Here is a 13,562-nt window from a genome sequence, read left to right as displayed (position 1 = left end):
ATTCTACTTCGTGGGGAGAGAGTCATCATGAATGAGGACACATTACAATTATTTAAAACATTAACAGAATTACCAGGCGCTCCGGGTAATGAACACGCAGTACGTGCGTTCATGCGTTCTGAGTTAGAAAAGTACTCGGATGAAATCGTTCAAGATAATTTAGGGGGTATTTTTGGTGTTAAGCACAGCGATGTTACGGATGCACCGAAAATATTAGTTGCTGGTCATATGGATGAGGTTGCATTTATGGTTACTTCTATCACAGATAATGGAATGATCCGCTTTCAAACATTGGGCGGCTGGTGGAACCAGGTTATGCTTGCACAGCGTGTAGAAGTATATACGAAAAATGGGGCAATTCCTGGTGTAGTTTCATCCATCCCACCACATTTATTAACAGATGCAGAACGAGCGAAGCCAATGGATATAAAAAATATGCTTATCGATGTTGGTGCTGATAATAAAGAAGATGCTATGTCTATGGGTGTTCGTCCTGGACAATCCATCATACCAATTTGTCCATTCACACCAATGGCAAATCCGAAGAAAATTATGGCTAAAGCTTGGGATAACCGCTATGGCTGTGGTCTAGCGATTGAATTAATGAAAGAAGTACAGCACGAAAAATTAGGCTCACATTTATACTCAGGTGCAAATGTAATGGAGGAAGTTGGCTTGCGCGGTGCACAAGTATCAGCAAACATGATTAAACCAGATTTATTCTTTGCACTAGATGCTTCTCCTGCCAATGATATGTCAGGTGAAAAAAGTCAATTTGGACAGCTCGGCAAAGGTACTTTACTTCGTATTTTAGATCGTACAATGGTAACACATCGAGGTATGCGTGAATTTATTTTAGATACAGCCGAATCCAATCATATCCCTTATCAGTACTTTGTCTCCCAAGGTGGAACAGATGCTGGTCGAGTGCATACGGCAAACGATGGCGTTCCAAGTGCAGTTATTGGTGTATGCTCACGTTATATTCATACATCAGCGTCAATTATTCACATTGATGATTATGCAGCTGCCAAAGCATTAATTGTTGAATTAGTAAAAAAAGCAGATCGTTCGACATTGGAGACAATTCACGCTAATGTATAAGAAGTTAGGAAGATGCCTTTTAGAGGCATCTTTTTCTATGGAAAGAAAGTAGGGATTAAATGAAGATAGCAATTGGCACAACCAATAAAGCCAAAACAGACGCAGTTGAAGTAATTGTTCGCAAATACTTTGAGGATTCTCTCTTTACTCATGTCAAAGCTGCTTCTGAAGTATCAGATCAACCGATAAGTAATGAAGAAACTAGATTAGGAGCAATGAATCGTGCTAAAAACGCATTGATTTTAACGGATGCAGAATTATCATTTGGCTTAGAAGGTGGCGTAACTGAAATCGATGATGAAATGTACGTTTGTAACTGGGGTGCATTAACTGTATCAGACGGAACAATGTTTACAGCTGCCGGCGCACAAATTATTCTGCCAAAAGAAATTGCCCAGGAAATAAGAACTGGTGGAGAACTTGGACCGATTATGGAGCAATATACAAAGCGTCGAGATATTCGACAGGGTGCAGGTGCTGTAGGTATTTTTACGCAAGGTTTAGTGAGTAGACAGATGATGTTTGAGCATATTGTCTCGCTTTTGGTTGGTCAATATTTGTTCACATTTTCACAAAAATAGTTAAAAAGAATTAGTGGCGAGAGGGTAGTTAGGTTGCATCTTATGAATAATTTTTTTAAAATAGAAAAAAGTTAGTAGTGAAAGGAAGAGAGACATGTTATTTTCATGGCTAAGAGCAATTGGCCTAATGCTTTTACTTCTTGTCCTTTCTGGCTGCAATCAATCTATTGATGATCAAATTGCTAATGGGCTCCAATTAACGGAGAAGGTTTTTGCTGAAGAGCCAGAAGAACATACAGTAGAAATTGGGGATATCAAATTATACTTACCTTCAAACTTTAAAATTGAAGACAGTTCAGATGCTTATAATATTGTGATTTCAAAAGGAAAAGAAAGCTACATTCTTTTTATCAATGATCGTGAAGCACAAGACAGTAAACTTTATTATAGTCTTTTAAAAGAAAATGATGCGGACAAAATTATCGAGGAATCGACTTTTGATAAGGATGGTCGTTTTGGCTTTACAGCGGTTCTAAAAACGGACGAAGAAAATGAAATGGAACTCATTGTAAGTAGTGGTGGTGTGAAGATGACAACCATTTCAAAGGCTAAACAAATTGAAAATAATTTGCGTGAGATGACGAAAATCGTTCATTCGGTTAAGATAAAGTAAATAGAAGGAATGAACAGAACGGTTCACAAACATGTGAGCCGTTTCATTTTGAAGTTAGGATGTGAAAAAGATGAAGCAAATGAAGTCTGAACAACTAGTCGAGCTATTAAAAAAGCATTTAACTGAAGAGAAATATGAATTTCATTTTGATAAAAAGTACGATAAATTACGCTTGAATCATAAGATGATTGAAAAAGGGATGGAGCTCTCCTTACCTGGGATTTTAGCAAAATATAATGAGAAGCAAGAGTCGGCGATTGAAGAAGTTATATATACAATTGAGCAAACCTTTAATGCGATGGTACAAGAAAAAGAACAGGGTTTCCAAACGACTACACAGATTTATCCCGTAATTCGTGCCACTTCTTATCCACAGAAATCGAAAGAAGGGCATGCTTTTATTACAACTGAGCATACAGCTGAAACGCGCGTTTTTTATGCACTCGATTTAGGTAAAACCTATCGCTTTATTGATGAATCCATGCTAGAAGCCTTACAATTAACTGTAGAACAAATTCGAGAAATGGCACGCTTTTCGGTGAAACAACTACCAACCGCCTATAAAAAAGATGAGGTAGCAGGTAATATTTTTTACTTTGTCAATGTGAATGATGGCTATGATGCTAGCCGTATTTTAAATGAGAGCTTTTTAAAAGAAATGCAGGCACAAGTGGAGGGCGATATGACATTATCTGTGCCTCATCAAGATGTATTAATTATAGGTGATATTCGTAATGAAACAGGGTATGATGTATTAGCACAGATGACAATGCATTTCTTTGCAGTCGGTACTGTACCGATTACGTCATTATCTTTTATTTATGAAGATGGGGAACTAGAACCAATCTTTATCTTAGCAAAAAACAGAGTGAAAAAGGAGCAAGAATAACAATGAACGTATTTTACAACAAAGAGCATGTAGGAGATGTTTTACTAGTTCAACTAGCAACGGAGGCCATAGTGAAAACAGAAGTAGAACGTGCTGGTGATATTGCTATTTTAAGAGAAGCTCAAACGGGAGAAATTAAAGCCTTCAATTTATTTAATGCGAGCAGTTACATCCAAACAGATGCTAAAGGCTTAGTAGAAGTGACACCAGAATTAGTAGCACAGCTAGCAGTGGCAATCGAAAAAAATGGAGCTAATATTAATCTTGATGTTGATTTTTCACCAAAATTTGTTGTTGGTTATGTAGAAACAAAGGACAAGCATCCTAATGCTGACAAATTGAGTATCTGTTCAGTCAATGTAGGAGATGAGATACTACAAATTGTATGTGGTGCCCCTAATGTAGAAGCAGGTCAGAAGGTAGTTGTTGCGAAAATTGGTGCCGTAATGCCTTCAGGAATGCTTATTAAAGAAGGGAATTTACGCGGTGTTGAGTCTTACGGCATGCTTTGTTCAGCGCGTGAATTAGCGATTCCTAATGCACCATCTGAAAAAGGAATTTTAGTATTACCAGAGGATGCTATAGTAGGTAGTGCTTTTGAAGCACCAACTAAATAAAAATTTCCCTATTTAAAAAAGAAATTATTAAAATTTAAAGGTTTTATCATGATATTATTCCTTGTGTCAAGGTGAAATGCCCTAAATCGTTATGTTACTAATATGCTAGTAGCATAACGATTTTTTTGTTTAGAATGAGCCTCTAAATGCAAGTTTCAAGACCGTTTTTATGGTATGCTTTTTGATGTAGACATTGAGCTATTGATAAATTTAAAACTAGACAATGCTATAAATGAAGTGTAAGAGAAATGAGTGAAACGAAGTGAACTGGTTTAAAAAACAAATTAGTAAATTTATTAATAAAGAAGATGAAGACTATGAGTATGAAGAATATTATGAGGATTATGGAGAAGTTCAGTCGGAGCAATTACATACACAAAAAGAACCACCAATCTCTAAGCAAAAGACTTTCCGTTTTCCTTTGATTGACGATGATGAAGGTGAGGCTTCCTATACGTCCTCAAAAGAAATGTTTGATCAAATGGAAGATGATGAATATGGACAAATAGGGGAATTATCGTTACCAAAACATTTAAATCATCATATTGTCGATTCTAGTGTTTATGATGTAGAGGTTTCAGGAATTCGAGATTTACTAGCAAATCGCTCTAAACGTACAGGTAGAAAAACAACGATGAAAAGTCAGCCTTCAGAACAAGAATTTCGTTCAAGAGCAAGCTTAGTGTTTCGTGATGCACAAAATGAAACAGCTAATATAAGTCCTATGACTGCACCTGCACCAAAAGAAAAGAGTCAGCGAAAAGAACAAAAAGTTGAAAATATTATGCCTGAGAATCGCAAAAGATTTGTTCCAACAGATGTGCCTTCACCTGTCTATGGTTTTGCAAAACCAAGTCCCATCAAAGAATTATTAGATAAAAGAAAAGAGGAATACGAGAAGCAAGAAACCGATGTACAGGCAGTTGAAAAGGTAACTGTTGCAAAGCCTTTAAAAGAAGCGACAACAAATGAGGTCAATGAAAATATACTAGAAGAAAAAGAGCCGGCTAGCACAAACCAAACGGTTGTATCCGAACACCATGAGATTATTCAATCGAAAGAAATTTTGACAGTAAGTGAACCAATTATTTTTGAGGAAGAACTGTTGGTTGAAGAGAACGATGATAAGGAAAATTTGGCATCAAATGTAGCTGTGCCTCAAACGACTTCTTTTGCTATGGATTTTGAAGGGCAAGAGAAGGAAGCTGTTGTTCAAGATCAAACAGTTCAACAACTTTCAGCAGATCAATCCGAAATCCATGTCAAAGAAATGATTGTGGAACAAGTACAAATTGAAAATTCTACGATCCATATTGGAGAAGTTACTGTCGTTCAACCGTCAATGGATGACCAATCTCCTGATACTGCATCGAGGGAAGACAAAAGTCGAATTCCATTTAATGTACTCATGTTAAAAACAGATAAAGAAAAATGGAGAATCCAACAGCAATTAAAGATGGCTCATCAGCCTATACGTGTAGAGAGCAAGCCGGAAACAGAGAAAAACAAACTAGTGGATGTGATGCCAGAAAAATCATCGTCCTTAGACAGCATGACAACAAATGAAATGTCCGTTTCACCATCAAAAGATGACAACGATTTCCATATGACAGAGAATGTTCAATTGCAAGTAGATGGTCCAGTGCAACTTGATATAAAAGATGAAGTAGAAAGTGTCACTACAAAAAGCAATGCTGAAGAGCCTATTGCTGTAATTACAATGGCTCCTGTTACATCAATGTCAAGTATCTCAACAAATGAAAGAATAGAAATTGAAAAAACCACTGCAGATGAAATTTCTGCAACTATTGAGCCAAAGCTTGAGTTAGAACCAGAACTTGAACTAGCTTCAGAACGACTTGAACTAGCTTCAGAACGGGAACAAGTGTCAGAACCAGAACTAGCTATCGAACCTGAAGTCGTTTCAGAAATTGTAGAGTATGCTCCAGTAGAATCTGTTGAGAATCAAGTAGTAGAAGTAGAAGTTGAGTTACCAGCAAAGCCTGCTCACGTCTATCAAAAGCCTACGGATGAATACCTAGAGCCACCAGAGGAAAAAACACAAGATACGGATTGGATGGAGCAACAGGGCGACACATTAGTCGAAGCACTATCTTATTTCCAAGTTTCTGCACAAATTGAATCGATTATGCAAGGTCCTGCCGTTACTCAATTTGAAATAACGGTGAGCCATGGTACAAAGGTTAGTAAAATTCGAAACTTAGCAGATGATTTAAAACTTGCCTTAGCAGCAAAAGATATTCGTATTCAAGCACCAATTCCTGGGAAGAGTTCGATCGGTATTGAGATCCCAAATCGGGTATCACGAGCTGTTCGCTTATCTGAGGTAACAAATAGTCCCTCCTTTGTTGAGTCAGATTCACCATTAGAGGCAGCATTAGGACTTGATTTGACTGGAAAGCCTGTTACGTTAGATCTACGTAAAATGCCACATGGCTTAATCGCTGGTGCTACAGGTTCGGGTAAATCCGTTTGTATTAATTCTATTTTGGTTAGTTTATTATATAAAGCTGCACCACACGAGCTAAAACTCATGCTGATCGACCCTAAAATGGTAGAACTGGCGCCTTTTAACCATATTCCGCATTTAGTTAGTCCTGTCATTACAGATGTAAAGGCGGCAACGGCTGCACTTAAATGGGCAGTTGAGGAAATGGAGCGTCGCTATCAACTATTTGCTCATGCAGGTGCACGTGATATTACACGTTTTAACGCCATAGCAGATAAAAATAATGAACATAGCCTGAAGTTGCCTTACATTTTAATTGTCATTGATGAGCTAGCTGATTTAATGATGATGTCTCCAGCAGATGTAGAGGAGGCCATTTGCCGTATTGCTCAAAAGGCACGTGCATGTGGTATCCATTTAATTGTTGCAACACAAAGACCTTCAGTGGATGTTATTACAGGGTTAATCAAATCAAATATCCCTACACGTATTGCCTTTGCCGTTTCCTCTCAAATTGATTCTCGTACCATTTTAGATGGGCAGGGAGCAGAAAGGTTACTTGGTCGAGGGGATATGCTATATTTAGGTAATGGTATGTCAGCGCCAGTGCGTTTACAGGGAACTTTTGTAACAGATGATGAAATTGAATCGATTATTGAGCATGTTCGTGAACAGGGTGAGCCTGATTATATTTTCGATCAAGAGGAATTATTAAAGAAAACAGAGGTGTCGGCAGAACAGGACGATTTATTTGAAGATGTTTGCCGATTTGTCTATGAGCAAGGTGGCGCTTCTACCTCATTGATTCAACGAAAGTATCATATAGGCTATAATCGTGCTGCTCGTTTAATTGACATGTTAGAATCACATGGTTTTGTTTCGGAAGCAAGAGGAAGTAAGCCACGTGAAAGTTACATTACCGAAGAAGATTTAATTACTATGTTTGAATAAGAATTGCATTGTTTTCGTCTAGATTATCTAATTTACGTCGAATTTAGTTTTTTTAGAAAAGTTACACATCTATCCTTATGCATAAAAAGTGCTATAATAGACAAGATGTGTTGAATAGTACGTATTTTTTAACACTTGTGAAGGTATTAATACCTAACCATTCGTGAAATAATACGATACACCTAATAGATGATAGATGGGATATTGAAATTCCCGGGGGGTTTAATTAATGACAGTTTTTCATTTCACAGGCATTAAAGGTTCTGGCATGAGTTCGCTTGCTCAAATCTTATTTGATGCTGGTGAACAAGTACAGGGCTCAGATGTCGATAAATATTTCTTCACGGAGCAGCCGTTACGTGAACGTAATATTCCAATTTTTACATTTAATGCAGATAATATTAAAGAAGGTATGACAGTGATCGCAGGTAATGCATTTTCTGATGATCACCCTGAATTAGTACGTGCTCGAGAAATAGGTGTAGAAGTCATTCGTTACCATAAATTTTTAGGTGAATATATTGGCAACTATACATCCATTGCCATCACAGGTGCACATGGTAAAACGTCTACGACTGGTTTAATGGCACATGTAGTAGGTGGCTATAAACCGACATCTTATTTAATTGGTGATGGTACTGGGGCAGGTCATGAAAATGCTGATTTCTTTGTGATGGAGGCGTGTGAATACCGCCGTCACTTTTTAGCCTATAATCCTGATTATGCTGTGATGACGAACATCGATTTTGATCATCCAGACTACTTCGCTAATATAGAGGACGTATATTCTGCATTTCAATCATTAGCATTACAAGTGAAAAAAGCAATTATCGCATGTGGTGATGATGAACAGCTTCAACGTATTCAAGCAAAAGTACCAGTTGTGTATTATGGATTTGGTGCCGAAAATGATTTTGAAGCACGTAATGTTGAAAAAACAACTGAGGGTACAAAATTTGATGTTTTTGTACGTAATGAATTTTATAGCACTTTCTTTATCCCATTATTTGGAGATCATGCTGTTTTAAATACATTGGCGGTTATTACGCTATGTGAATATGAAGGCATTTCTCCAGATATTATTCAGGAGCGTTTACACACGTATAAAGGTGTAAAAAGACGTTTTACTGAGACCAATATAGGGGATAATGTTTTAATAGATGACTATGCACACCATCCAACGGAAATTCGTGCGACAATTCAATCAGCACGACAAAAATATCCTGAGCGTGAGCTAGTTGCGATTTTCCAACCACATACATTTACACGTACACAAGCTTTTTTACAAGATTTTGCGGATAGTTTGAGCCTTGCTGATACAGCCTATTTATGTGATATATTTGGCTCTGCGAGAGAAACGCAAGGCGCACTTTCTATTCATGATTTAGCGTCACTTATTGAAGGCAGTGCAGTGATTACCACTGAAGGAATTGATATATTAACAAAACATAATGGCGCAGTATTCTTATTTATGGGCGCTGGTGATGTTCACAAGTTCCAAGATGCTTTTGAAGACGTGCTTAAAAACAATGAAACAGCTTAGTCCGTAGGGGTTAAGCTGTTTTTTCTCAAATTTAAGCAGGAATTCCGTTTTTTTTGTCGAAGATAGGGAAAGTAATAGTAAAGACAATTTACTAGCAGGAGGTCAACTTATGGAAGTGATTTTGTATATTGCAGCCATTATTGCTGCAATCGGTTTTTTAATCTTATGTGTGAGCGTGGGCATGACACTATTCTCGCTTAAATCCATCCTAAACAGCTTAGCTGGGACATTATCTGGGATTGAAGGCCAAATGGAAGGCATTACACGCGAAACAACGTCTTTATTATCAAAAACAAATAGCTTAGCAGAGGATATTCAACATAAATCTGAACAATTAAATTCAGTTGTTCAAGCTGTTAAAGGTATTGGTGACTCCGTTAATGGTTTAAATAATTCTGTTCAGCAGATCACTTCTTCTGTTTCTAAAAGCGTAGAACAAAATGAAGAAAAAATTGCACAAGTTGTACAATGGAGTAACGTTGCGATGGGGATTGCGGATAAATGGAAAAAACGCAAAATCATCGAGCAGGAATCGGTATCACCAGATGCCTATGCATTTGAAACTGTGCAAGTAGAAGAAACACCAAAAAGAAAATGGGGTCGTAAAAAATGATAATTATTCAGTGAGTATTCTATGCTGGCTGAATAAAAATAAAGTCTTAGACATATAAGTTGAAGATGCATCTGTGAAAGTAGATGGACAACCAGTCTAGACAAATTTGATAATTAGATGGGGAGGAATTGTTGCATGACAACTCAAAAGCCAAATTTTAACGAAGTAAAGGAACAGCAGCTTGAAAGTTCTTTGCCTCAGCTTTATCATCCACAAGACTCGATTTATGAAGAGGAGCGTGTTAACATGAAGGATTTTGTGATTGGCGCATTAGTTGGTGGAATCGTAGGGGCTGCTGCAGGTCTACTGTTAGCTCCAAAATCAGGAAAAGATTTACGCAGTGATGTGGCTGTACAAGCTGTTCAGCTAAAAGATAAGAGTACAGACTTCTCGACAACTGCAAAAGATAAAACAGTTCAACTTTCTAAACAAATTCAAGAGCAATCTACACAATTAGTAGAGAAAGTAAAAACACTAAAAACCGCAAAAGCACCAACTGTTTTTGATGATGGTACGGTTTCCTTTGAAGGGGAAGAACCATTAGAGGATTACATTCCAAGTGAGGAACCAAAAGCCGAAGAAACGACAGAAAACGCAGATCAAAAAGAAGAAACAAATGAAGAAGTTCGTGCATAATGCATAATATAAAGGGATACGTTACAAGATAAAGTTGTAACGTATCCCTTTTTTTAAATGATAGGTGTAGATTCTAATATTATTTCTAATTGATCACCACCAAATATCTCTGTATCAAAGCTCGCTGTCTGGCCATTTCTTAAAATTGTAAAATTCCCCTTAAAGTTGCTTGGTAGCTGCCAATTAGAGAATCGGAAAACATCTTGATAAATCCAACGACTGCGATCCTTTTCTTTAAATATTAAAGTCGCTCCATTGTGTACAGTGGACTGTGGTGATACAACCATTTTATTAACAATTGCTTCATTTGCAGTCTTCTTTAGTTCCAAAACTTCCTGTTGGAAATGAATAATGATTTTATCCTCTAGCAAAAGATTCATTTGGTCTGCGATGTGTTGTACTGTTGGTAGAGATGGTTGTTGGAAGCTTATCACATCTCCATTTTGTACAGCATAGCTCAATTTTGCTACTTTTCCATTAATCATTAGCTGAGGGGAAAATTCTGGTAAATATAAAGGTTGTCCATCCACTTGAATCGTATAGGACTCAAATTGTTTTAACAAATGCCAATTATTAGTGATTTTAAAGACATCCTCAATTGTTTCGGCAATATCAAAAACGACGATATCACGATCATTTAAAACGGTATCGAGTGATGCAGAAGAGTTATTGACAGTAATTTTCGGCTCAATCACATATTGGGTGTTTTGAATTGTCACTGTCTTTATTGCTGCATCATCTATAAGATCTCTTACTGTAGCCGTCGCCTGTTGCCCATCTTGGCCTTCTATTAACTGAATGGCATCTCCAGTTTTAATCAGGCTTTTTGTAGATGCCTGTTGCCCGTTTACCAATATTTCAGCAGGCTGACCATGTCCGCCTGGTATAAAAATGTCCTGTCCGTTGACACTGATAGATAGCCCATGTCCTGGTTTTCCATATAATTGCTTTGCGCGAATATTTGCAGCTAGAAAGGCATCAGCCACAGTCATTTCTTTTAGTTCAAAAAGACGTACCACTTGATTATTGACTGTTAAACTCATATATTGAATCGGCATCTTTTTAGCAGCAATGGCAATACCAATAGGTGTGACTAATTCAGGTGAGGCTTTTATATGTTCTTCTTTTGTTAAGTTTTGAATAGCATCAATGCCTCGAACAGCAATACGATTAGCTGGTAAATTTAGAACTTGACCTAGTTCTGTAGTAAGGTTGGGTGTTAAACTACCTCCACCAACCAGCATAACGGCTTTGGGTGCTACTCGGTTATTGAGTCGTAAAATTTCTTCTCCGATAGACTTCGCCAACTGTTTCACTGCAGGCTCAATAGCTAAAAAAACCTCTTCTTTGGGATAGAACTGATCAAAGCCTAAAATATCTTGAATCAATATCTCTTCAGAGGTTTGTAGCTGACGTTTAGCCTCTTCAGCTACAGGGAAGTCTAGCAAATAGTGGTCGCTTAAAGCTTCTGTTATTTCATCGCCAGCTGTAGGGACCATGCCATAAGCTACAACTGTACTTTTATCCGTAATGGCAATATCTGATGTCCCTGCCCCTATATCAACAAGTGCCACATTTAAGCGACGCATCGTTGGAGGAATCAGCACATTAATGGCAGCAATCGGTTCTAATGTCAATGCTTCCATCTCTAAATCAGCTCGTTTAAGAGCAGCAATCAATGATTCCACCACCACCCGAGGTAGAAATGTTGCTATCACTTCGATTTGGGCTTCATCCCCTTGTTGATCCAACAGGCTTCCAATCTCCTCGCCATCCAAGCGATAATACAGGACTGAGTAACCTACACAATAATAGTGGCTAATTTTTGCATCCTCTTTTTGTTGCAAGAGTTGCTGCTGTGCTTGTTGAACAGCCTGAAGTTCCAAGCGACTAATATCTTCTTCAGTAAAAATGGGTCGATTACGTATATTGATGGTCACACTAGCTTGTTCAGTTTTCAAAGATCGACCTGCTGCAGCGACACTTACCTTTGTGAGAGGTCCATGTTTCTCTTCAAGTTCACGTTTTATTTCATTAATTAATTCTGCCACATACATGACATTATGTATTTGTCCATCTACCATGGCACGTTCTTTATGCTCTTTTACTAAAATATCTTCCACATGAAAATGGTCATTTTCTTCTTGGAGAATAATCCCGACCACAGAGCGAGTGCCAATATCAAGTGCGAATAGTTTAGAACTCAATGTAATCGCTTCCTTTCGCGTCATACTTGAAAATAATTTAGCGAGTTGAAGCGCTAAATTAAAAATGCGTGACATTCTGAACAACATTGATTATAATAATGCTATTATCTAAAAATGTAACATACATTTCAGAGTTCTGAAAGTGTCTGTCATGAGGAGAGGAGCAAGAAAGCATGAGCCAAAAAGATTTAGAAAGCTTACGTAGTCAAATAGACGGTTTAAACTTAGAAATTCTTCGTCTAATTAATGAGCGTGCAGCTGTAGTTGATGAAATCGGTAAAATTAAAGAAAAACAAGGTGTGAATCGCTATGATCCGCTGCGTGAAAGACACATGCTTGATCTTATTAAAGAACACAATCAAGGTCCATTAAACCAAATGACGGTTGATTATATATTTAAGCAAATCTTTAAAACAGCTTTAAAACAACTTGAAGCTGATAAAAAGAAAGAGTTGCTTGTATCTCGTAAGAAGAAGTCAGAAGATACAATTATTAATATCAATGGTGAATTAATTGGACAAGGAAAACCATCTTTCGTATTCGGTCCTTGTGCGGTTGAGTCTTATGAGCAAGTAGCAGCAGTTGCCGCTTCTATTAAAGCAAAAGGCGAAAAGTTAATTCGTGGTGGTGCTTATAAGCCACGTACTTCTCCTTATGACTTCCAAGGTCTTGGATTAGAAGGTCTGAAAATCTTAAAACGTGTGTCCGAGGAATATGGTTTAGGTGTTATTACAGAAATCGTGACACCAGGTCATTTAGAGGAAGCATTGGATTATATTGATGTCATCCAAATTGGTGCACGTAATATGCAAAACTTTGAATTATTAAAAGCAGCAGGTGCAACAAATAAACCTGTATTATTAAAACGAGGCTTAGCTGCAACAATTGATGAATTCATTCATGCTGCCGAATACATTATGTCTAAAGGAAATGAAAACATTATCCTTTGTGAACGTGGTATCCGTACTTATGAAAAAGCAACTCGTAATACATTAGATATTTCAGCCGTACCAGTTTTAAAACAAGAAACGCATTTGCCAGTATTCGTAGATGTTACGCATTCAACAGGGCGTCGTGATTTATTATTACCATGTGCAAAAGCAGCGATTGCCATCGGTGCTGATGGCGTCATGGCAGAAGTGCATCCAGATCCATCTGTTGCATTGTCTGACTCACAACAACAAATGGACATCCCAACATTTGACGCATTCTATGAAACACTACAAAAATTCATGAAAAATCATGAAATTCATGCTTAATTGTTAACAGCGAACACCGCTTGCTTACTTCGGCAGGCGGTGTTTGTTATATCGTGACAAAATAATGTCTAGAATAGGA

General features: G+C 37.5%; 11 protein-coding genes. 10 read left to right on the top strand and 1 reads right to left on the bottom strand.

Going from position 1 to position 13,562, the window contains the following annotated elements:
• Nucleotides 1–27 precede the first annotated feature (27 nt).
• The 9 genes from HCH28_RS11420 to HCH28_RS11380 all read left to right on the top strand — a co-directional run bounded on the left by HCH28_RS11420 (nucleotide 28) and on the right by HCH28_RS11380 (nucleotide 10,017).
• The gene (locus HCH28_RS11420) at nucleotides 28–1,104 is read left to right on the top strand and encodes a M42 family metallopeptidase (protein ID WP_221681023.1); all 1,077 of its coding nucleotides are present in this window, start codon (nucleotides 28–30) and stop codon (nucleotides 1,102–1,104) included.
• 59 nt (nucleotides 1,105–1,163) lie between these two features.
• Nucleotides 1,164–1,685 carry a DUF84 family protein gene (locus tag HCH28_RS11415; RefSeq protein WP_221681022.1) on the top strand — a complete coding sequence of 174 codons (522 nt, stop codon included), beginning with the start codon at nucleotides 1,164–1,166 and terminating at the stop codon, nucleotides 1,683–1,685.
• A 94-nt stretch (nucleotides 1,686–1,779) separates the two neighbouring features.
• A complete protein-coding gene (locus HCH28_RS11410; protein WP_221681021.1) occupies nucleotides 1,780–2,298 on the top strand; it encodes a hypothetical protein in 519 nt (172 codons plus the stop codon).
• Between the two features lie 70 nt (nucleotides 2,299–2,368).
• Entirely contained in the window at nucleotides 2,369–3,187 is an 819-nt protein-coding gene (locus HCH28_RS11405; RefSeq protein ID WP_221681020.1) for a DUF1444 domain-containing protein, read from the top strand.
• A gap of 2 nt (nucleotides 3,188–3,189) precedes the next feature.
• Complete coding sequence (gene ytpR, locus HCH28_RS11400; RefSeq protein WP_221681019.1) at nucleotides 3,190–3,804, top strand: YtpR family tRNA-binding protein; 615 nt, start codon at nucleotides 3,190–3,192, stop codon at nucleotides 3,802–3,804.
• A 262-nt stretch (nucleotides 3,805–4,066) separates the two neighbouring features.
• The gene (locus HCH28_RS11395; RefSeq protein WP_221681018.1) at nucleotides 4,067–7,225 is read left to right on the top strand and encodes a DNA translocase FtsK; all 3,159 of its coding nucleotides are present in this window, start codon (nucleotides 4,067–4,069) and stop codon (nucleotides 7,223–7,225) included.
• 229 nt (nucleotides 7,226–7,454) lie between these two features.
• Nucleotides 7,455–8,768 (top strand): UDP-N-acetylmuramate--L-alanine ligase, encoded by a 1,314-nt coding sequence (gene murC, locus HCH28_RS11390; protein ID WP_221681017.1) that lies wholly within the window; start codon nucleotides 7,455–7,457, stop codon nucleotides 8,766–8,768.
• Between the two features lie 109 nt (nucleotides 8,769–8,877).
• Entirely contained in the window at nucleotides 8,878–9,381 is a 504-nt protein-coding gene (locus HCH28_RS11385) for a DUF948 domain-containing protein (RefSeq protein ID WP_004226103.1), read from the top strand.
• 135 nt (nucleotides 9,382–9,516) lie between these two features.
• On the top strand, nucleotides 9,517–10,017 hold the full coding sequence (locus HCH28_RS11380; protein ID WP_221681016.1) for a YtxH domain-containing protein: 501 nt from the start codon (nucleotides 9,517–9,519) through the stop codon (nucleotides 10,015–10,017).
• Nucleotides 10,018–10,070: 53 nt separating this feature from the next.
• On the opposite strand, the gene pilM is transcribed toward HCH28_RS11380, so the two are convergent.
• A complete protein-coding gene (gene pilM, locus HCH28_RS11375; protein ID WP_221681015.1) occupies nucleotides 10,071–12,224 on the bottom strand; it encodes a pilus assembly protein PilM in 2,154 nt (717 codons plus the stop codon).
• 173 nt (nucleotides 12,225–12,397) lie between these two features.
• Here pilM and HCH28_RS11370 point away from each other — a divergent pair, with 173 nt between their 5' ends.
• Nucleotides 12,398–13,483: a bifunctional 3-deoxy-7-phosphoheptulonate synthase/chorismate mutase gene (locus HCH28_RS11370; RefSeq protein ID WP_004226108.1), complete on the top strand. Its 1,086-nt coding sequence runs from the start codon at nucleotides 12,398–12,400 to the stop codon at nucleotides 13,481–13,483.
• Nucleotides 13,484–13,562 lie beyond the last annotated feature (79 nt).

The sequence above is a fragment of the Lysinibacillus sp. K60 genome (genome assembly GCF_019731275.1).
Taxonomy (GTDB): domain Bacteria; phylum Bacillota; class Bacilli; order Bacillales_A; family Planococcaceae; genus Lysinibacillus; species Lysinibacillus capsici.
The sequence above is the reverse complement of the archived record's forward strand: the minus strand, read 5'-3'. Positions and strand labels throughout refer to the sequence as shown.

What these genes read in the sequence shown, in the direction of transcription:
- HCH28_RS11420 (WP_221681023.1), top strand. Translation starts at nt 28, where the DNA reads ATGAATGAGGACACATTACAATTATTTAAAACATTAACAGAATTACCA.
- HCH28_RS11415 (WP_221681022.1), top strand. Translation starts at nt 1,164, where the DNA reads ATGAAGATAGCAATTGGCACAACCAATAAAGCCAAAACAGACGCAGTT.
- HCH28_RS11410 (WP_221681021.1), top strand. Translation starts at nt 1,780, where the DNA reads ATGTTATTTTCATGGCTAAGAGCAATTGGCCTAATGCTTTTACTTCTT.
- HCH28_RS11405 (WP_221681020.1), top strand. Translation starts at nt 2,369, where the DNA reads ATGAAGCAAATGAAGTCTGAACAACTAGTCGAGCTATTAAAAAAGCAT.
- ytpR (WP_221681019.1), top strand. Translation starts at nt 3,190, where the DNA reads ATGAACGTATTTTACAACAAAGAGCATGTAGGAGATGTTTTACTAGTT.
- murC (WP_221681017.1), top strand. Translation starts at nt 7,455, where the DNA reads ATGACAGTTTTTCATTTCACAGGCATTAAAGGTTCTGGCATGAGTTCG.
- HCH28_RS11385 (WP_004226103.1), top strand. Translation starts at nt 8,878, where the DNA reads ATGGAAGTGATTTTGTATATTGCAGCCATTATTGCTGCAATCGGTTTT.
- HCH28_RS11380 (WP_221681016.1), top strand. Translation starts at nt 9,517, where the DNA reads ATGACAACTCAAAAGCCAAATTTTAACGAAGTAAAGGAACAGCAGCTT.
- HCH28_RS11370 (WP_004226108.1), top strand. Translation starts at nt 12,398, where the DNA reads ATGAGCCAAAAAGATTTAGAAAGCTTACGTAGTCAAATAGACGGTTTA.